Below are 20,898 nucleotides of genomic sequence, written 5' to 3'. Positions count from 1 at the left end.
GATGAACATGAAAAGCCGCATTAGGAACAAGTTTGTTAGGATAATTAGTATTATCATTGGTGCATTAGTTTTGGGACTTGGAATGGGACAAGTTGCGTCGGCTTCTGACACCGATGGGGGTTCGGCGATGAATGGTCACCGGATATTTAACGCGGAAGTTATTTTGGTCTCTGAGGAAGATCCGATGAAAACACTTAGTCTAGGTTCAGCTAAAGCAATTCTTTTAAAGGAGCGTGCAACGGGGCTTACTTATAAGGAGTTTTTTGAGACAGCAATCAAGCAAGAGTCGTCGATCGATTTTTATGAAGTAACCAATGCAATTTTCCTCTACATGAATGGGGCACTTAACGCGCAGCAAGTTGCTGATGTCATGAAAAAAAGTCCGCTCTATGACGATATAACGGCGCAAGGAGTGGAGGAGTTAAGCCAGCCGTTTAAAGATCAGTTTACTGGTTTTTCAGTGAATATGTCGAAGACCAAGGAGGCAGATACTAAAACGGTAGTTCCTTCACATATTGAAGATGGTGATACTTATAGTTTGCCGGACTTTTACGTTTATATGGTCCGCAACAATGTAACTATGCACATTAATTATTTAATGTCAGATGGTTCTAAAGCCTTTGAGCCAAAGGCCATTAGTGGCTACGCTGGGCAGGATGCAGTCTCAATAACCAGCCCGGTCAAAGAGGGGTATACGATTGATAAACCCACGGTTCAGACTGCCTTTACCGAGGCGGGAAACTTTACAGTGAATGTGCATTATCAAAAGATTGGGACGCCGACTGGGACCACTACGCGCGTGAACGCAATCAGCTTAACGGCGGATGCTAGTGCTACCGTTACGACAGCGGATATAGTGAACGCAGCGACCTTTCATGCCAAGGCAACGGATAGTCAAGGGCGGGAACTTCCAGTCTCCGTAGATTTGAGCAAAGTTAACCTAAAGAAACCAGGAACCTATTCGGTCTCGCTCAGCGCGGCGAATGGCCAGACTAAAGTGGTCAGTTTAATTGTGAAAGCGGCCAGTACGCCGGCCGATAAGGTTGCCGTGAAGCAAGAGGCAATTTATGGGCTGAAGACCCTGTACCTCTACCGGCAACCAACGTTTACGAAGGCCCAGCGTCTAGTTAAATATTCCCGGAAGAGTCGGGTTGACCGGCCGATGTTTATTGTGACGGGATATGGTCGTTCGAAGGCCGGACGCTTACGATACCAGGTTCGGGATGCTAATCAACGTAGCAAAACGTTTGGAAAAACGGGATATATCACTGCTAACTCTAAGTATGTCGGGCTAGCCTATTATCAAAAGGTAGCGCAGAAGATTAAAATCATTAACACGCACGGGATTAATAGCTATCAGCAACTTAATCTGACGGGTCAGCAGAAGCACTTTAAGCGAGAGCAAACGTTGAAAGTGGTGGGCTTGAAGAAGTATCATCTGACGACTCGGTTTGTTCTTAGCGATGGCCAAGTGGTGACAGCGAATAAAAAGCTGGTCCAAGTGATTAAGTAATTAGGATGTAAGACAAGTAGCGTAATCGGAATTTCGATGACGCTACTTTTTTTGAGAGTGAGAACGTTTTCTTAAGTTTCTCTTCAAAGTTGATTCAAATCAAAGACGGTTTGTCATGAAAAGTGGTAAGCTGTTTCCAAGCTCCAATGAACATCTTCAAAAAATCTTCATTTTTCCACCTTAAAACGGTTGCATTTCCCTGGTAGAGTGTATTGTAAGCCGATGAAAAGGGTCGATTTAACCCCGAAATTAACGAGAAATTGAAGAAATTGTTAAAAGGTGGGCTAGACCGAGAGATTTGGGTTTCATCCTTTCTCATTGTGGTGTACAATGAGAATCATAAATTAGCACTCAAACATCCGAGTGCTAAAAAATTCTGCACCTCATCGAAGACAGATTATTGGAGGGCGATTCTATGATTAAAATGTACTTTCATGCGAAAACGACTGCGGTAACCAAGGCTATGAAATGGTTAGCTAACCACGACGCCATCTTTACGGCACGTGACATTAAAAAACAACCTTTAACTCGGGAAGAGATTCTCTACATGTTATCTTTGACTGAAGAAGGTACTGACGACTTGATTTCAACCCGTTCTAAGGCTTACAAGGCTTTACCTGCATCCGTTCAGGATATGGGGATGAACGAACTGGTTGATCTCTTACAAAAGAACCCGGGTATCTTAAAGAACCCAATCGTCGTCGATCGTAACAAGTTAGCCACTGGTTTCGATTTGGAAACCATTCGGGAATTCGTTCCCGCTGCCTACCGGAAGAAGGAACTGGCTAGTTTCTTCAAGATTTTAAACGGCAAAGGCTTGGGTGTATCACCAGCTTAATAGAAGACTTAACAAGCTATGACCAATTTGGTTGTAGCTTTTTTTGTGTTTTTGGGGCGAAACTAGAAAGTCTAGGTTCGCTGGTTATAGTAACCGTATTGGTTGGGAAAATTAGGCAACCTAGTGAGGTCCTGCGCCTTACCGGCCGCCAGATATGGGCTGGAACGGGGCGGACGCAGCTTGAAGCCTCGAAGGGACCGAGTCTACAAGCTTGGTCTTCCGCTAAGTCAGTAGGGAAAACGCCTACTAACTTAGCAGAACGTCGCGCCTGAGCCCATATCTGGCGGCCTCTCGGCTTACACAGTGTTTAATTTAACCCATCCGTTATCAATTAGACCGTAAAGATGAGAGCAGGTTAAAATCTCAGTTCTGATCGTACTAAGCATGGTCCCAGCAGGTAGAATCTCTGGCTGATGGTGTACGCGCAATTTAGACTAATTTTTGTCGTACCGATGCTGCTTAATAATGGGGTGGCGTAGACGATTTGTATTTTAATTGTTTGGGCAAAATAAAAGAGCCTGGAAGTCCAGACTCTTTGTGATGCACTTTAGCCGAAACGTGCGACAGAAGGCAGCTAGCTCCGCTTAACCCCGAATGGCAAATAATCCAAGTTCGGGATTTTTTGCCGTTCGACGTTAATGCTCACTAGCTAACCGCCTTCTGTCCCACTCTCTTAAATTAATCCAACGTTGCTGGTCGTGAGTAGCCGACCGTGTGCCACCAGGATACGTTCGTGGCTTCGTTGACGACACCTCGTAATTGGGCGTCAATCATGGTATTGCTCCCCTTGTAGATACCAACGTGGGAAATGTTGTTCTTGCTAGTACCGAAGAAAATCAGGTCCCCAGCTTTAGCATTCTTGGCGCTCACGTGGTCGTAACTATTGTACTGTTGTTGTGCGGTCCGCGGCAGAGTTTGGCCAATGGCTTTGTTGAAGACGTACTTGGTAAAGCCGGAGCAGTCAAAGGAACTGGGACCGTTGGCACCATATACGTAAGGCTTGCCTAGTTGGGCTTTAGCCGCCTTGTAGATGTCGCTGTAAGTACCGGTACCGGTCGTGGCAGTACTAGTCGAAGTGTGGGCGTAGTTCTTCTTTTGCAGGTAGCCGTGCCAGATCCAACCAGAGGCCGTCTTTCTACCATTAGTCACATAGTAGTAAAGGTACTTCACACCGTTTTTCTTCACGATGTAGCGTTTCTTGGTGGCGTGCCAAGTCGTGTTGGGGTAATTTTTTAAGTAGTGCGTTTTCTTACCAAAGGTCATATTTGTTGTCGTACCGCCCAGGTTGTAGGTCCACCCAGTGGCGCTCTTACGGGTGTAGGCAGTATCGGTCATATTGCTGGTGCTGACAATGGTATTCGTGGCATTGGCATGAGCGGTGGTGCCCAGGCTAAATGCGGGTACTAAAGCTGCGGCAAAGGCCACGGCTAAACTGATCTTTTTAAGTATCTTCATTTTTATATCCATCCCTCATATGTAAGTTCATGTCGCTGGTACACTTACTAAGATAGCCGTTTTCCTTTACAGGATAGTTACGGGTGAACATCATTGGCATTACCTTTTGTGGCGGCTCCGTAATATTACAAGGGTTGGAATACCCCGTGGTTAGCGGGTTCCTTGAAAGCGCAAACAAATAATCGCGCCAGCGAGAGTCAGCTATGGTAGACTGTTAATGGCGCTGATTTAAGATTAAGGGTTGAAAGTTAAGCTTGAGTTATTTGCGTGGTTGGCTGATAGCGAAGGCCAACTAAGCACGGTCTCGATTCAATTCAAGGCTATGTATGTATACGTATATAATTTGAATGGCTTAATTTTGGTATTCGATTGATTCAAAGCAGGCCACCGCCCCTGACAACCGGAGGCGGCAACCATCAAACCAACTTTCAATCGTTAATTTGGTTACATAATATTATGAGGTAGGTGTATTTTATGAGTGGTTTTATTGGCGAGTTCTTCGGTACCCTGATTCTGATTTTGTTAGGTGCCGGGACTGGTGCTAGTATCAACCTCAACAAGACGTACGCGAAGGGGAGCGACTGGACCTTTGTAACGATTGCCTGGGGAATGGCCGTGACCATGGGGGTTTACGTGGCCGGCATGTTGGGTTCGCAAGGTCATTTGAACCCGGCCGTTACGATTGGTTTTGCGGTATTTGGGTTCTTCCCATGGGCCGATGTATTACCTTATTTATTAGGCCAGTTCTTAGGGGCCTTTCTGGGTGCTGCATTGGTAATCCTTCAATTCTATCCCCACTTTAAAGCAACGCCGGATGAGGCGTCTGGTAACCAGGTCGGTATCTTTGCGACCCGGCCAGCCATCAAGAATCCGTTGTTCAACTTCATTTCTGAAATTGTGGCTACTTGGGCGTTTATCTTTATTCTCCTGAACCTGGGGGACTTCACCCAAGGGCTGAAACCGTTCATCGTTGGGGCCCTGATCATGGTTATCGGGATGGGCCTAGGGACGACCACTGGGTTCGCTATCAACCCCGCCCGGGACTGGGGGCCACGGTTGGCGTACACTATCTTACCCGTGCCTAACCGGGGGGCAACTGAGTGGAACTACGCTTGGGTCCCAATGTTTGGCCCGCTCATCGGTGGGTTACTCGCCGCTGGGTTGGAATTTCTTTTGAAATAGTTATCACGTTAGCCGCCTTGCCGGTCGCAGCAGATGGGCTGGAACGGTGCCGACACAACTTTAAGCCTCGAAGAACCCGAGTCTTAAAGCTTGGTCTTCTTCTAAGCCGTAAACGGCTAAGCAGAACGAGGCGCCTGAGCCCATCTGCTGTGACCTATCGGCTAAGATGGCTATCGGTTTCAAAAGAAATGTCAGTTTAAGGTTACTTAGCAGGTTGCTTAGCATTGGTTTGAACTTAGCGCCAACCGATGCTGGTGAAACTGTTGGGCAGATTAATATAAATTGTGCATCATTTAAAAAGAGTCACAACAAAATGTGGTCCCAGTAATCAGTTATTGATTATTGGGACCACATTTTTTGAGTTGCTGATTTGAGAAACGCTGTGTGATATAAATATCCGTGTAGCCGGAAGCGGTCAGGGCGGGGGTCGGCTGTGTCGGTGGCGTTAACTCGGTGTTCTTCCGAGTCTACGCCACGGGATAAGCTTGGAAACGCAGTGAATTTCTGCGGTTTCAAGTTAAGCCGAAAGCCCGTACTTTGGCTGTAGGCGGTCCCCACAGCAGACGCCCGCCCTGACCACTGGAGGCGGCAATTTTTCACTGATCACTAAGCCAGAAACGCTTCTAAATTCCGATAGACCTGGGCCTCTAGTTCGTCCGAAGCCATTCCCCGTAGTGCCGCCACAGCCCGGATACTCCGGTGCAATATGTGGGGATAGTCGGCCACCGTGGCCTCCGTGTCGCCCGCCCAGCGGATAGCTTCCAGACCATCCGTCTCAATCAAAATTCGGTTCAACGGGACGTCCTGAGCTAACTGAGCCACTGCCGGGTCAGTCAAGACGTCCACGCCAATCGTGAAGAAACAATCCAAGCGGATATAGTCGCGTTGATAGTCCTTAGTGGCGTACCAGTGGACCATGTAGCGGTTGGGATACTTTTGAATGGTCTTGAGGACTGCGCGCTCGCACCCTTTTGTGTGTAGGATGACGGGCTTACGGTGGTCGTGAGCAAACTGAAGTTGGGCTTCAAAGACGCGTGACTGGTCCAGTAGGTTTACGTCCGTCCAAACGTTATCTAAGCCAATTTCGCCCACCACCCTAGTTTTTTCCAGGTAGGGCGTGACTTCCGGCCAGCGAAAGTCCGTGGCCTGCCAAGGGTGAATGCCAAAGCTCAAGTGTTGGTGAGCGCCGGTGAGCATCGTGTTGCGCTCCCACTCGGCGGGTGACTGACAGTTGATGATCGTTAAAATCTGGTCCTGTTGTTGCAGGTTGGCCAGTTCACGGCTTCCCGCCAGGTGGCAGTGGGCATCACTTAACATCGGAATCCTCCCGTAAGAGTTGGTAGATTTCAGTCTTCAGCGGTGCCTGGGTGGCCAGCCACTCCCGATCACGGGTCGTGGGAGTCAGTGAAATATCCTGGACCACGTGAGCCGGTCGGGCCGATAGAACTAAAATGCGGTCGGACAGGTAGATGGCCTCCTCAATATCGTGGGTCACTAACACCGTCGTCCGTTTTAAGGCCGTTGGTAGGCTGAGTAACCAGTCCTGCATCAGTCCGCGGGTCATGGCGTCTAAAGCCCCAAACGGCTCATCTAGGAGCAGGTAGTTGGCCGGGTTCATCATGGTTCGCAGCAGGGCGACTCGTTGCCGCATCCCACCGGAGAGTTGGCGGGGCAAGAAGTGGCGGTAGTCGACCAACCCAAAGAGGGTCAGCAGTTCCGTCACGTGGTCCTGATCCACGGTCTGATGATTGATCCGTTGGTAGAGCGTAATGTTCTGGTCCACGTTTAGCCATGGTAGCAACATATCTTCCTGCGGGAGGTAACTAAATGTGGTGTTCAGCCCGGTGATGGGTTGACCGTCGACCACCACTGAACCAGTCGAAATGGGCAACAGTCCGGTCAGAATCTTCAGTAGGGTCGATTTGCCGGCGCCACTGGGGGCAATCAAGGACACGAAACTGCCCGCGTTGATAGTGGCCGTGACGTCGTTTAAAATCTCCAGGTCATCCAGCGTCAGGCCAACGTGTTCCAGTGTGATCGCCATAGGCTAACCTCCGACGTATTGGTTGGTGTACAGCGTGCTGGCTGGGATGGTCTTCTTGATCAGACCGTATTCCTTCATAAAGCCGGTATAGTTGTTCCAGACCTTACTATCCATTTGGCCCCATTTGCTAGCGTCGTCCGTGTAGTTCTTGGACAGGAAGGCTTGGGATTCCTCAAGGAACTTCAGGTCGTAATCCTTGGCATACTTGTGTAGGATCTTGGCGTCGGCCTTAGGGTGGGCGATAGCGTCCTGGTACCCCTTCTTCGTGGCCTTCATGAAGGCTTTGACCAGCTTAGGATCCTTGTTCAACTGGGTGTTGTTCGTAATGATGACGGGCGTGTAGTAGTCTAAGCGCTTGTCCAGTTGACGGAGGGGCATGTAGTTGATCTTGATGCCGTCGTCCTTGGCCCGAATAACGTCCCAGCCTTGGAACCACCATTGGATGTCGTTTTTCTTCCCGAGACTCTTAGGACCATCACCGGTGGCACCGACGATCTTCAAGGATTTCGGATTGACCTTGGCTTCGCTCATAACGGCCTTCAACACGGCCTCTTCACTTGGTGTCTGCCAACCGGCGTAAGTCTTACCAACAAAGTCTTTAGGTGAGGTGATGCCGCTGGACTTCTTGGAAACGAAGCCGGAGGTATTGTGCTTGATGACCGTTCCAATAGCCTTGACGGGGATGTTCTTGCCGTCAGCGTGGGCGTAAGTTACATCTTCTTGATAGCTGACCCCAAACTGGGCCTTGTTGGCGCCGACCATGCCAACACTGGTGGCGTTGTCGCCGGGTTCGATGATTTTAACGTTTAAGCCGGCATCCTTGAAGTAGCCTTTATCTTTGGCCACGTAGAGCCCTGTATGGTTGGTGTTGGGAACGTAGTCGAGGACGATTGAAACGTCGGTCAACTTTTTAGCGGGTTTGGTGTCGGACGATGAGCTCTTGGAGTTGCCACAGGCGGTCAGTGAGAGCAGAACCGGAACCAGTAGCCAAAGTTTAGATAATTTCATGATGATCTCCCTTGGATTAATGTTTTATAATATAATTTTTGCAAACTACGCGTTGCTATGTTGAGTCCCAAACTTAAAACGATAACGCAGAAAATTGCGGCGAAGACCTTGTCGATTTGATAACCGTTCTTCACCCGAATCATGTAGTAACCTAGTCCGGCCTCGGCACTGAGCCATTCGCCGATGATGGCACCGCTCACGCAGTAGGTGGCGGCGATCCGTAGACCGGCGAAGAAGCCCTGCATGCCTTGCGGAATCTTCAGGATGCGATAGACTTGCCAATCCTTAGCGCCCATGGTCTGGAGAAACCGAATCTGTTCCTTGGAGACTTTACCCAGTGCCTCCGAGAAGGACACGATGATGGGAAAGTAGCTCATCAATACGACCAAGATAACCTTAGGCGCCATGCCAAAGCCAAACCAGAGGCTCAGCAGCGGTCCCAGAACCATGACTGGTAGTGTTTGTGAGATAACCAGTAAGGGATAGAAGGATTGATACAGTAATTGCCAGCGGTCCATAACGAGCGCAGTCCCAAAGGCTAATAGACAGGCAATAACCAGGCCAATCAGTGATTCGTAGAGTGTGACCCAGGAATTTGTCAGTAGGCCAGCGGCATCGGCTACCAGTGCTTGGACGACCGCCACGGGACTGGGCAGAATGAAGGCCGGGGTCTTGAGTAACGTGACCGCCACTTGCCAGACCGCTAGGAGTAAGACCAAGCTACCTAACGGGTATAGCTTACGTTTCATAAATAACCTCCTTTACAAAATAAAAAGCTTCATCTCAGGGGAAGTCGCCGCCGCAAGATGAAGTATCCGTGCGTTTCTCCCTACGCCAGTGTTAACTGACAGGTTCGATGGGTCAAAGTTCACAACTTACTCTCGTGCCGTATGACGGTATCCCCAGAAACTTTTTTAAGTTGGACATAGTGTAGCATGGGAATGGGGGTGGGACAACCTAATTTACTTATATCTAAGGGAATCGTTCGAGAAATGACCAAACAAACCTTATCGGACCGGTCTTTACCACATTTAAAATATGTAACATGGGAAATGATTGAAGAATCAATTAACTGTGTGGAATATAAAATCACTTATAAACGCTATCAAAATAGGAACTTAATCATTTGAACGGGTTCGACTACAACTTATTTATAGCCATTACAATGGTGTTGATTGTTCACTATATGCTGGCTTTATGACGAGGGAGCAGTTATAATGGGGATGAATCAAAACAACCGGTATCTTTACTAGGGCATCACTAAATTTCACAACTGGATGTAGAGCAATATGCCAACCGAATGAGGAGGATTATCGTGCGTAAAATGAACGACACACCGACAACTTGGACGTTGACGAAACAGGGGCGCAGCTGGGTCTGGGCCACTATGGTTACTGCGGGTTTGGCCGTTGCCGTTACTGGCGGTCAGACCGCTCAGGCAGATACAACGGCGACCACGAATACTGATACCACAGCGGCTGCGACATCTCCACAGCACTTGCAAGCAGATTCCGTGACGCTGAATTCATCAGCTACGGAGCAGACAGCAGAGACGACTGAAGAAGCACCGGTTGCGCCTGATTCAGCAGAAAATGAAAGCGCTGACACAAATGAAACGTTCGTTGAGGAACCAGCAGAGACTCCGGCTGACCAGAAGGACGACCAACCGGCAGTAACCTCTGAGAAACCCGCAACTGAACAGGAAACGGCGGTGCCGATTTCGGCCGACGTTACACCGCCAGCCACGGTTAAGCAGGGGGCTGATCCCTCGATCAAGGCAGTGAAGCTGGTCAAGGCTCAGGTGGCCAAAGCAGCCCCCGTTAAGCTGAATCACCAGGCAAAGGTGTCGGCGATTGATGAGTGGATGCCAAATCAGATTCTCCAGCAAGCTATTTTAACCGCGTTACGTAGTCAGAATCCAAGCCAGACCTGGGGGAGCGTTGACGATATCACCCAGGATGATCTGTTGTTGTTGACGACGCTGAGTATTCAAGGGAAGGTCAACACGTATATCGACGGGAAAACGGAATTTTCCCTGGAAGGCCTACAGTACGCCACCAACCTCAATCGGCTGAGTCTCGGCAGTAGTTTGGACCAGAACCCGGGCTATTACTACGGGGATGTGGTCGACCTGACGCCACTGGCTAAGCTGAACAAGCTAACTTACTTGGACCTGCAACACAACCGAATTGAAGACGTGACCCCGTTAGCTGGGCTGACGAACTTGAAGACCCTATTGATGGCGTTCAACCACGTTCAGGATTTTTCGCCCTTGAAAGGGAACAGCTACACGAAATTTCACGCAGGTAGCCAATTTGTGAAATTGAATCCGGTCAACGTTGATACCGATTTGCGGGAGGGCCATTTAAAAATTTCGTTTACCACGATTGATGGCAACGTCATTCAAATTGCGGCGACGGCTATCGTGGGTGAGCCCGTGTCCTTTGCCAATGGCGGCCTGTATTACCGTATCTATAATACCGGGGGAACTGCAACGAGCGACGGTCAAGGTGGCTTATACTTTACAAATATTCCTGATCAAAAGCCTGGTGGGACCACTTACCCCGGCGTTACCGTGATTCCGATGGAAGAGTATTACTTTATGACCGGGAACGCCTCAGGAAACGATTCCTACGGGAGCTACCAGTTCGCCGTGGTGCAACCGTATGTGATTGCGGACAAGGCGGCGGCCGTGACGGTCCACTATCAGGACGAGGCGGGGAAGGACTTAGCAGAGGCGGTGACGTTACCTGCTGGGATGGTGGGCGACGACTACGTGACGGAGGCCCAGACGATTAAGGGCTACACCCTGTTGAAGACACCAGAAAATGCGGTCGGCAAATATGGCGATACCGCCATTGATGTTTACTACGTTTATAAGAAGGACGGCGGTGGAACTGTGACGCCACCCGTGGTGACGCCGGTAGCGGATACCACAGTGACCGTTCATTACCAACTGGCCAACGGGAAATCAATCGCGGCGGATAGGGTGCTGACCGGCCAGCCAGGCACGGCTTATACCACCGAAGCCTTAGAGGTGGACGGGTACAAGTTGGTCGCAACACCGACCAACGCCAGTGGCACGTTTGGCGAAGAAAATATCAGTGTGACCTACGTCTATGCAGCTGTTGAAACCGGCGGCGGTGGAGACCTAGGAACGACTGATCCAGATGTCGAAAATCCAGACGTGGACTTACCGGGACCAGAAGAGCCAGGTAAGCCATCGACGCCCGGTGGGAGCGGCACCACGACTGGTGGTCAGGGGGCAACTGTGACGACTGAACCGCTAGCAACGGTTGGACAGACGGGAATGTCAGCCGCAACAACCACTTTACCGCAGACTGATGAACGGACAACGTCACCTTGGTGGGGCGTGGCCCTGCTGCTCAGCTTGAGTGGCTGGCTAGGCTTCCGGCGGCGGACGAAATAAGCTGCGAGCAACGGGTGCCATGAATTAGCAAATGACCCAGAATACGAATTGTGTGATTGAAGTAGGCTTGTCGTTGAGACAGGCCTACTTTTTAATTATAGTGTAAACCATTATTTTGCGCACTTTACTGCGGATTGAAAGCAATCGGACCTTGCGGTTAAATGGGCGACAATCAACGTAAATTATAGCCAGAAGTCGATGCGGATATCCTTCTGGTATCTAGTAAAACGATTGACATGAAGCATCCGGCTCTCCTTGATTACCAAGACATTTGGTCGGTTTACTCAGAGAGGTGACGACCGATTGGTAAGGCTATGAAACCAACTAAAGAAATAGTTGAAAGCATTTATAATTTCTATTGATATTTATCTAAAACGCGTTACAATGGGGTCATAAAGAAATTTATCCACTTCATCAAATGTGTGGCAAACTAGGGACGCCCACAATCGTTAATCTTTGAAAGCATGAGGTGGCTATGACCGGTTTAATGTATGCACTTACTAGGGCGTGATGCAGGACTTCACACTGAGGAGGAACGATTATGTTACAAAAAGTTGAGGGAGTATCCAAAGAACATTACAAGAGTTACAAGGCAGGCAAACGCTGGGTTTTCGCTTGCATCACCGTTTTAGCTTTAGGGGTGGGTCTGGCCAGTGTTAGTGTGGCCCAGGCGGACACGACTGACCCCGATGTTGCGCAGAGCAGCGTTGTGAAGCAGGATGCGGGTTCCGTTGCTAAGCCGGCTGGTGTGGTTGATGGTCAAACCAAGGAACAGACGTCTGATGATGTAAGTGGCGTTAAGGACCAGCAACAAGACCCACAAGAACCAGCCACGCAAGACAAAGAACAGACCACTAAAGAAGAAGCACCGGCTGCTCCTGAAAAACAGCCAGAACAAATTCAAAACGCAGCTCAAAAAGAAGATCAGGAATCAGTTACTAAGGATGAACCAAAACAAACTGAGGAACCTGTCCAAAATGATGGCCAGCAAGCGCCAAAGCAAGTGAGTGCATCTGCACCTAAATTAGCGGTTGACCGGTCTAACTTAGCCAAAGTTGCTAAGCCTAGCATTGACGGGGTCGACGCTTCCGTGTGGATGCCAAGTCAAGCAATGCGGACCTGGGTGGAAAACGTTGTTCAAAAGTCTGCGCCGTGGGCTAAGATTACCGACGCTAACTTGTATCAGTTCATTGAAAATGCAACGACTCTGACCACCAGCAACTACAGTGGCACGATTCCAATGCCATCTGAATTTGAAGGCCTCCAGTACTTTACGAATTTACAATACTTCGATTACGGTTATGACATTCCAGCAGACCAAATGATCGACTTCTCCTTTGCCCCTAACCTGAAGCAACTGGACTTGGGTGGTCTAAAAGGAACGGCAACGACCAAGGACGTGGCTAGTTTCTTCAATACCTATCTCGCTTCGAACACGAAGCTGAGCAGTATGGACGTGAGTCACTTTGGCCTGACCGGCACGATTCCAGACTTGTCCCGCTACACCGCACTCTCTTACTTAAACATGGCGAACAACAACTTGTCGGGTGACCTATCTGGAATTGCGGGCTTAGCTAGCTTGAACAACCTGAACCTGGCGAACAACCAATTGACTGGTAGCGTGCCAAGTCTCAGCAACTGGCCAGATATCCAATACCTGTACATCAACAACAACCGGCTATCTGGTGATTTGCCAGACCTCAGCAACTTTACCGGTATGTTCTACGGTGTCTACAATGAATTTTCATCCGGGATGTTGGACCGTTACAACGGCTCGACTCAAATCAACAACTACAGTTACTATCAATTCTTGAACGGCAAGAGTTACACGTTGACGGCCAAGGACCGGACTTTTGACCCTATCACGAACGTGGTCAGCGGTGTTCAAGACGGCAAGACGGGTCAACTCAGTAGCGACCCCATCATCCTCACCCAGTATTCCAAGGGTGTTCGGATTACCTATGGCGCACCCGATGACACGGTTGCGATGACGGACTTACTCGCCTGGGAAGGCAAGCAAGAGAATGCCACGAGCTGGTTCACGGTCGAAGCGGACCCAACCAACAAGCTGGGCTTTAACCTGGTGGCCAACGCAGATGCACCAGATGGGACCTACTACATGGCCATCCAGAACAACAGTTACACCAGCCAATACGGCGGCTACATTGCCTACGTTAGTTTTGAAATTAAGAACGACCAAACGCCGGTTGTTGATCCCGGTACTGGGACCACGACTACGACTGACCCAACGCCTGGCGTTGATCAACCAGCCGTAGTTGCGCCAGCAGTTGATGCAACCACTGACACTGACGCACCAGTTGTCACGACCGGTGGGGATGCCGCAACTATCGATGAAGCTGACCAACCAGTTGTTAAGGCAGTTGTGAAAAAGGCCAGTTCTCATCAAAATGCAACCGTTCAGTCCAATGGACAGGCGGCTCAGGTAACGGTTGCTAAGACGGGTTCTTCAGCCGTTAAGGCCAGTGGTCAGGTAGCCACGGTTGCTAAAACCAGTGCTACTGCCAGTGATCAAACGGCTAACCAGTCAGCAGCTAAGACGACCTTGCCACAAACGAACGAACAAAGTACGGCCAGTGTTATCGTTGCTGGCATCGCGATGTTGTTGGCTACCTTGGGCTTAGGTGTTAAGGCTCGGAAGAACGACTAATTAGCTCCGGCAGTCAACAATGGACGCTACTATGGGGACCGGGAAAAGCCACAGAGCGGTCTTTTCCCTCGACTTGAAGCTTCGCTCAACACCACGAATCTTCAAGTTCGTCCCACGATGTAGGCCGGCTGATAAGACGCCGACCAACATCGTCGACACAGCGGCGACCATCGCTGACTACCTCTGTGATTGATCTCGTTGTAACGGCTATGCCTAATCTATGTCCGGCGTGGTTATTTATAAAATGTGATTGTCGAAACGACTAATTAAAATTAATTGACCGTTAAAAGCAGAATAGAATTTGAAGGTCCTGAGAAAAATCTCAGGACCTTTTTGGTTGAACACGGGTGACTAAATAATTAACCGGCTACGAGTACTTAGAACATGGGAAATTGTAACGTTAATGTACAAGCTTGGTAAATGGTATTTACAATTTTTTAGGCCGTACGCTATACTGAAAAAATTGGGGTGTTTGTGAAAATTTTGGGGAGGTTAAAGATTTGTCTAATTGGAAAAAATTTGGGATCGATGCGCCACTCGTTCCCGTACTGTATATTTTGGCGGCAATCCTTTTGTTTGTGCAGGGCTATGTGTTGCGACCATCAGCACCTATCGTCCTAGAGGTTATTGCGGCGGGCATCGTGTTCATCGAAGGGGTTCTCTTCTTACATACCACAGTTCGCGGGAAATATCGGTTGTTTGATCAGTTGATTCCGCGACTTGGCGTGAAGGCGACCGATCAGGTTCTGGACCTCGGCTGTGGTCGGGGTGCGTTGTTATCCCAGTTAGCTGGGCAATTAGAACAGTCGGGACAAGCAGTGGGGCTGGACTTGTGGCATTCACGTGACCAATCACACAATGCCGCGACGGTCACCCAGCGAAACATGACGGTATTAGGACTCACTGATCGGGTCAAATTGGTGACTGGCGACATGGTGGCTTTGCCCTTTCCGGACGCCCAATTTGACGTCATCACCACCAGTTTTGCGTTACACAATATTCATGATGCCCAGCAACGACAGCGGACACTACAGGAGGCGGTCCGAGTGTTGAAACCGGGCGGCCAGCTGGCAATCATCGACACCGGCCATCACGCCGCTGAGTATCGTCAAATTCTCAGTGCGGCTCATCTGGATATTCGGGAAGCCCGTTCGCTGGGCATGAACGGGTGGTGGTCGGGTCCGTGGATGACTAGCTACTTGGTGCGCGGGGTTAAACCGTAAACCAGTTATCACTGCGCATTTATTTTCCCTGACGCTGTGGTGTTTGGGTAGAAGGGGTCAACCAAGAAAAAAATCAAAAAATAGGGAGTGAGCTGATTTCTTAGCTCACTCCCTATTTTTTGATTTTTAGTGGATGATACGTACGAACTGCTTGTTCCCGGTGATGTAGCCACCAGCGATTTTGTAACGCAGGGTGTCACCTTTGCGGAAGTTGTTGACGTTGGAGTAGGCCCAGCCTTTAACGGTGAATGTCGCATGAGCCTTCTTAGGATAATGTCGATTGCGGTTCGTCAGGTTGGCTGTGCCATAACGGTTGACGGCCGTCTTGGCTTGAACACGTTTAGGCGTCGTGTATTTACCAGCAATAACCAGCTTCTTGTTAGCGGAAACATAGGTGCCATTACTAAGCACGAAGCGGGTAGTGAGGTTATGGCTGACAATCTGCTTAACTTTAAGGACTTGGCCCTGCTTGTAGTGGGTGGCCTTGCCAGTCAGAGACTTATTCGAGTAAGCATTCAGGCCATTAGGATTGATTACAGTAATCTTGCCTTGCTGTTTGGCGTAGTAGAGGGGGGCAGTATAACCAGCCTTAGCGGTAACGTAGCCGACAGTTCCTTTGCCATTGAGGTCTTGAACCTGATAACGCTTGACACCATTCTTGGAAGTTGCAGTCCCAATGACCTTGAACATTGGGCGATTCAGCCGCGACTTCTTCGCATAGGTTGTTTTGACTGCCTGCTTGGTGAATGTTGGGGATGAGTAGAGGTGGATCTTCTTGGTAGCGTAAATGGCGCTGCCCTTAGCGACGGCATTGACTATATTCTTGTGGTAGGTATAGGTGACAGATTGGTCAGAACTCATGTAGGTCCCTGATTCTTGGCCAGTCGTCTTGATAAGCGTGTAGCCGTCGATATTGAGTGACTCTGTCTTGTAGGTGTCGCCCAATGACCCAGTCAGTACCTTGTCTGGTTTCAAGGTATGGCCTTGTTCATCAATGTAGTGGACGGTGACGGGCTTGCTGGTAGCACTTGAGACGATAGGTGTTGTCGGCTTGGAGTCACCGAAGACGAAACAAGATGGGTAGGCAGTGGTACTCAATTGGCCATCGGCAAGGAGGGCTGAATTGTTAAGGTCACTCCCATCCTGAGAAATGATGAAGTTTTTAAGGGGTTGTGTGAGGAGAGCTTTTTCTTGATTGGATGAGGCCTGTAGGTTCAGTTTGGCGATTTCCTCCGTCGATTCAGTTAAATGGATAGTGTTGTTTACATTATCTAGAACACCCGAGGCCTGCTCGGGAAATTGATACGCGTAGTAATCAAATTTAACCTCCGAATTTGCGTTTGGATTGATAGTATCAATGTCTTGTAGTTTTGGCACAACGTTTTTTTGGTAGTCTGCTTGTATGTCTGCCTGGGTCCGGAGTTTGAGCTCGGTTTGAGCAGCGGATTTAAAGAGCCAGGCGAAGGTGAAATCGAGTTCGGATTCATACTTTATAAAATCAGCGACACTAACCTTAAGCGGGCTGGTTGCGACCAAAGCAGTTGCCAAGGATTGATTGGGATTGCCATCAATCCCATTAGTGGCTAGGTTAATCATCCGGTCTGACACCTTACCAATATTGCCGTCGGCGGAGTTATAAGCATCAAAGGTTGTCTTAAAATTATTATCCGTATTTAAAATGTCCGCAGATAAAAAACTTTGTTTAATATTGGGCATATGCGTGCTTGGTGAATACCAAGGAACATTAGTTGTTTTACCGGATTCATCAGTTATGATGTTATAGGGTGATTGAATTGCATTGAATTGATAATGAACAGAATCCGCTGAAACGGTTGTTGTTGAAGTATCGGGCGCAATCGTTGCTGCTTGAGCCAAAGTTGGTGTGAAGACACCACCAACTAATGTTAATGTGAGGCCGGCTAAGACGAGTCGACGTGCTATTTTTGACATGAATTCACCTCATAATTTTCAACTTTATATAGGTCGATTTTAGCACATTTAATGGATTAAAAGTTAAATAGTTTAATAATCCAAAGTCCGGAATTATTATCATCCCGTCCCTAAATATTATGGTGAAGAATCTTAATAACGACTAATATTAGTCGTTGGCGTTGACAAACCGTGAATTACCAGTGATATAGCTCCCAGTAATCTTGTATTGTAGAGCGTCACCCTTGTGAAAATTGGTGGCATTGGCGTAGGCCCAACCGGTAACTTTAAGGCAAATTCCCTTGGTAATCTGTTGGGTCCTTTTAGTCAGGTCAGCCGGATTGTAACGGTCTTGATTTGAATGTGTTTGGGTCCCTGGATGACTAGCTACTTGGTGCGCTGAGTTAAACTGTAAATTGTCTATAAGTGGTGACGGATTTTTTCCGTGACCATTTTTTCATATAGCGCGTAGAGCCTAAAATTCACGTGCTGATTTTTCTTTTTTTAATAGTCCCAGGATACTAAGAAGCAATAACATAAAATAGCCGTAGATGGAGAAGCTTGCCTGATCTTCAGAAGTTTGGGGAAGCTTGGCACGGTTTGGTAAGTGGGTGTCAGGGGATGTTGACTGTGACTGTCCCCCCTGATTGCGCGCGTCTTTTTCTCGTGTTGCAGAGGTAGCTTGCGTATTTCCAACAACGTATTTATGCCAGAACGAAGTGAAGCTGGTCGGCTCACTGATTCCTAACGCCTTGGCCACAGTGTCAGCACTTGTGCCTTTGGCCGTTAGACTGAGAGCTGTGACATGCAAAGTGCCAGATAGATTGTTAATCTGCATAACCTTAACGGCATCACTGTTTGGTGACTTCTCAAAAATATAACTGGTCGTTTTGGTCGTGAAATAGCCGAAGCGTTTGCCAACATTAGCGATAGCCTTATTTGAAAGCTGGACGCGATTATTTGCTAAAGGCGCGACTAGCGAATGAATCATCACGATGGCGTGGCCTTTAGAATTTTTGCCGAAGATTATGTCAAAGTTGCCATCAATGATCTCGATTTTTTTCAAACTATCGTCGGCGTAGTTTGTCGTGAAAACAGTCATGCCGTGTTGCGTAGAAGGATGAACACTGGGGATTTGATAAGTAAAGGTGACGGTTTGAGCCGCGGAAGTATAGGTCCCAGTTACTTGGTGGGCGCCTTTAAGCATGAAGTCCTTAGGGTCGCCATCGTTGAAATCTAGGGCATCTATCGTGAATTTCTCGCCAACGTTACCAGTGATAGTTTTTTTGAGGAGCTCACCGCCAATGTTGGTCTTGTAATAAACGTGTACAGTTCCCTTTTGAACGGCGTAGTAGAAGGTTGCATCAGCTGCACCGGTGTAGATACCAGTAGTATTGGTCTGGGAACTGAGGGTGTAGCCGGCAAATGATTTTGAGGGGACTGTGTAGGTTTGGCCGTCGGTAACGGTCATTGTGCCATCGGGAGCTAGTTGCTCGGTGGTGTCCCTTTTGTAGTAATGCACGGCAATTTGGTGTTGGCTGTCCGCTGTTGTGGGGACATCGTTGGAATTTTTTGAGTTGTTGTCTGGTGCTGCATCAAAGTTTGCGTTAGCTGGACGAACTCTAGACTTAATAGAAGGACGACTAGTCGAAATATATTCGATAGGCGCCGGTTCATTCGTAAGTTCATCGTCTGCTGTATGGGTGCCGGTACTACTTGTGCCATTCTCGACAGAAGAAGCATCCGCATCACTGGTGCTCCCAGTCTTTTTGACCTGGTTCGTGGATGGGGGAGTTGCTGGCTTGAGCGTTTGCGTGGAGGATTCACTGGCTGATGAGTCTGATGTCATTGCTGCAGTGGGAGACAGTGTTTCAGCCGACGCCTTTTGGGCAGGACCAGTTGCTAGCCCCACATTGAGACTGATTAAGGTTAAACCAGCAAAGAGTAAGTAATGACTATTTCGGTTCGTGAGAATATTTTTAAATTGATGTTTTGTTCGATTATGTATTTCTTGGGTCATCACATTTTACCCCGTATTTTAGAATGTGTTACATCATTATTATAAATAATATTCACACAAAACATAACATAAAACAATATGTTTCTGCGTTTACATGTTGTTGATCGATAACGGCAGTTCAAGCAAACTAGCCTCGGCGTATATCCGTCTGCCAGTTTGCTTGGATCGATTTGAAACCCATGATTGGCTGGCTTTATCGAGCAAAAGGTGTAAATAGCGATTCGGATTGACCTCTTGGGCAGTCAATTTGAGGCAGAACTTAAGCAGCTTAATCATGACTACCCAATATAGACGCGGCAGAATATGAGACCGAAAGTTTTTTTAATTAACAAATAGTCTTTGATAATTTAATGGGTATTACATAGCTGCTTATAACGGGCTTCATCAATAAGGCCGCCTGGGGGCTAGCGACCGATAATTCCAATTTTTAGCCAGGTGAACACTGGGACTTTTAGACACTGACTTAACTGTTTAGCAGCTGATGCCCCGCCATTTTTGCCTCCCAAAACGGCTTTTCATTAGTTTTGTTATGGATATTTATAATTCGTATTGAAAAAAATATTTATCGGGCTATAATGAAGCCATAAGGTTCTTTGTCCACATCTTCAAAAACGTGGTAAAGAACGATGAAGTAGAATGACTGAATAGACAAGTACATATTTGCGTAAGAAACCACCCTCAAGATGATATAGGCGGTTACTAGGGAATCACACATTTCACGAGGAGGAAAAAATCATGCGGAATCAAACAGTTTTAGGGGAAACTAAAGAACACTACAAGAGTTACAAGGCAGGCAAACACTGGGTTTACTGTTGCATGACTGTGTTGGGCTTGGGCCTTGGCATGGTTGGAGTTAGCGTATCTGCTCAGGCGGATACTGCTACTGGCGATACTGCACCGGTTGCCAAAGTGAGTGAACCGGCCGCTACTTCTGATGGCAGTGTACAGGGTGAACAACAAAAAGATTCTGAAGCACCGGCTAAGCAACAGGAACAATCCGCTGGTCAGGAAAATGATGGCGTTTCCAACGACAAAGATAACCAATCACTCGGTGAACAATCTGGTCAAAAAGATGTGCAGGAACCAGTTGACCAAACTCAAGAAAACCAAAGCAATGGGCAAAAGGTTGCGCCTAAACAAGAAGCTCCTAAGCAGCAGGCTCCCGCAGAATCAATTCAACCGGGAACGGACGTTAAGCAGAACGTTCAAGTGACTCCAGACGTTAAAGAGGTCCAGACCCCAGTTGCTAGCCGGGCTAACTTACTACGGGATAACGCCGTCGTTGCGCCTACCTTACCAACCGATGTTTCTAAGATTCAGGGTGTTGATGCGTCGGTCTGGATGCCTGATCCAGCTTTACGGCACGCGCTTGAATCTTGCTTTGAACAACAGTGGACCGGCTACACGGTTGAAGACTGGTCACTCTATGCATGGACTGGGTTCCGGGTCGGATTGAATGATATTCTTGTTAATAGTACGGATAAAAAAGAGCAGATTAAAGATTTGACCGGTGTACTAGTCCCTGTCAAGTTGACGGATGAAATACTATAATTTTTGTAGATTTGATTAAGCGGCTTCACCGCGGTAT

At 48.2% G+C, this 20,898-nt stretch carries 14 protein-coding genes and 1 riboswitch; of the genes, 7 read left to right on the top strand and 7 right to left on the bottom strand.

Features of this window, described 5'->3' with window-relative positions; all coding sequences use genetic code 11:
• Positions 1 to 184 precede the first annotated feature (184 nt).
• On the top strand, positions 185 to 1,513 hold the full coding sequence (locus tag EKM87_RS02310; RefSeq protein ID WP_164506415.1) for a DUF5776 domain-containing protein: 1,329 nt from the start codon (positions 185 to 187) through the stop codon (positions 1,511 to 1,513).
• Between the two features lie 415 nt (positions 1,514 to 1,928).
• Positions 1,929 to 2,351 (top strand): Spx/MgsR family RNA polymerase-binding regulatory protein, encoded by a 423-nt coding sequence (locus EKM87_RS02305; RefSeq protein ID WP_125681434.1) that lies wholly within the window; start codon positions 1,929 to 1,931, stop codon positions 2,349 to 2,351.
• 678 nt (positions 2,352 to 3,029) lie between these two features.
• Here EKM87_RS02305 and EKM87_RS02300 read toward each other — a convergent pair.
• Positions 3,030 to 3,806 carry a C40 family peptidase gene (locus tag EKM87_RS02300; protein ID WP_125681432.1) on the bottom strand — a complete coding sequence of 259 codons (777 nt, stop codon included), beginning with the start codon at positions 3,804 to 3,806 and terminating at the stop codon, positions 3,030 to 3,032.
• Between the two features lie 474 nt (positions 3,807 to 4,280).
• Between EKM87_RS02300 and EKM87_RS02295 the strand changes: the two genes are divergently transcribed.
• On the top strand, positions 4,281 to 4,988 hold the full coding sequence (locus EKM87_RS02295; RefSeq protein WP_125681431.1) for an MIP/aquaporin family protein: 708 nt from the start codon (positions 4,281 to 4,283) through the stop codon (positions 4,986 to 4,988).
• A gap of 606 nt (positions 4,989 to 5,594) precedes the next feature.
• Here EKM87_RS02295 and EKM87_RS02290 read toward each other — a convergent pair.
• From EKM87_RS02290 to EKM87_RS02275, 4 genes are read right to left on the bottom strand one after another with little or no spacing between them, the layout of a single operon-like run.
• Positions 5,595 to 6,305, bottom strand: coding sequence for a TatD family hydrolase (locus tag EKM87_RS02290; RefSeq protein ID WP_125681429.1), 711 nt, complete (start codon positions 6,303 to 6,305; stop codon positions 5,595 to 5,597).
• Entirely contained in the window at positions 6,295 to 7,032 is a 738-nt protein-coding gene (locus EKM87_RS02285; RefSeq protein ID WP_125681427.1) for an ABC transporter ATP-binding protein, read from the bottom strand. The genes EKM87_RS02290 and EKM87_RS02285 overlap by 11 nt, the downstream gene beginning before the upstream one ends.
• A gap of 3 nt (positions 7,033 to 7,035) precedes the next feature.
• The gene (locus EKM87_RS02280) at positions 7,036 to 8,040 is read right to left on the bottom strand and encodes an ABC transporter substrate-binding protein (protein ID WP_125681425.1); all 1,005 of its coding nucleotides are present in this window, start codon (positions 8,038 to 8,040) and stop codon (positions 7,036 to 7,038) included.
• A complete protein-coding gene (locus EKM87_RS02275; RefSeq protein WP_125681423.1) occupies positions 8,037 to 8,789 on the bottom strand; it encodes an ABC transporter permease in 753 nt (250 codons plus the stop codon). Before EKM87_RS02275 ends, EKM87_RS02280 begins: the two co-directional genes overlap by 4 nt.
• A 60-nt stretch (positions 8,790 to 8,849) precedes the next feature.
• Positions 8,850 to 8,955: riboswitch (TPP riboswitch) on the bottom strand.
• A gap of 409 nt (positions 8,956 to 9,364) precedes the next feature.
• Between EKM87_RS02275 and EKM87_RS02270 the strand changes: the two genes are divergently transcribed.
• The 3 genes from EKM87_RS02270 (at position 9,365) to EKM87_RS02260 (ending at position 15,361) form a co-directional block, all read left to right on the top strand.
• Positions 9,365 to 11,470 carry a MucBP domain-containing protein gene (locus tag EKM87_RS02270; protein ID WP_225428383.1) on the top strand — a complete coding sequence of 702 codons (2,106 nt, stop codon included), beginning with the start codon at positions 9,365 to 9,367 and terminating at the stop codon, positions 11,468 to 11,470.
• A gap of 541 nt (positions 11,471 to 12,011) precedes the next feature.
• The gene (locus EKM87_RS02265; RefSeq protein WP_125681418.1) at positions 12,012 to 14,138 is read left to right on the top strand and encodes a KxYKxGKxW signal peptide domain-containing protein; all 2,127 of its coding nucleotides are present in this window, start codon (positions 12,012 to 12,014) and stop codon (positions 14,136 to 14,138) included.
• A gap of 500 nt (positions 14,139 to 14,638) precedes the next feature.
• Positions 14,639 to 15,361: a class I SAM-dependent methyltransferase gene (locus EKM87_RS02260; RefSeq protein ID WP_125681411.1), complete on the top strand. Its 723-nt coding sequence runs from the start codon at positions 14,639 to 14,641 to the stop codon at positions 15,359 to 15,361.
• Between the two features lie 126 nt (positions 15,362 to 15,487).
• On the opposite strand, the gene EKM87_RS02255 is transcribed toward EKM87_RS02260, so the two are convergent.
• Positions 15,488 to 17,311, bottom strand: coding sequence for a DUF5776 domain-containing protein (locus EKM87_RS02255; protein WP_125681409.1), 1,824 nt, complete (start codon positions 17,309 to 17,311; stop codon positions 15,488 to 15,490).
• 454 nt (positions 17,312 to 17,765) lie between these two features.
• The gene (locus tag EKM87_RS02250; RefSeq protein ID WP_125681407.1) at positions 17,766 to 19,310 is read right to left on the bottom strand and encodes a MucBP domain-containing protein; all 1,545 of its coding nucleotides are present in this window, start codon (positions 19,308 to 19,310) and stop codon (positions 17,766 to 17,768) included.
• Between the two features lie 735 nt (positions 19,311 to 20,045).
• Between EKM87_RS02250 and EKM87_RS02245 the strand changes: the two genes are divergently transcribed.
• Positions 20,046 to 20,861: a KxYKxGKxW signal peptide domain-containing protein gene (locus EKM87_RS02245; protein WP_125681405.1), complete on the top strand. Its 816-nt coding sequence runs from the start codon at positions 20,046 to 20,048 to the stop codon at positions 20,859 to 20,861.
• Positions 20,862 to 20,898 lie beyond the last annotated feature (37 nt).

Source organism: Levilactobacillus yonginensis (assembly GCF_003946265.1).
GTDB lineage: Bacteria > Bacillota > Bacilli > Lactobacillales > Lactobacillaceae > Levilactobacillus > Levilactobacillus yonginensis.
The sequence above is the reverse complement of the archived record's forward strand: the minus strand, read 5'-3'. Positions and strand labels throughout refer to the sequence as shown.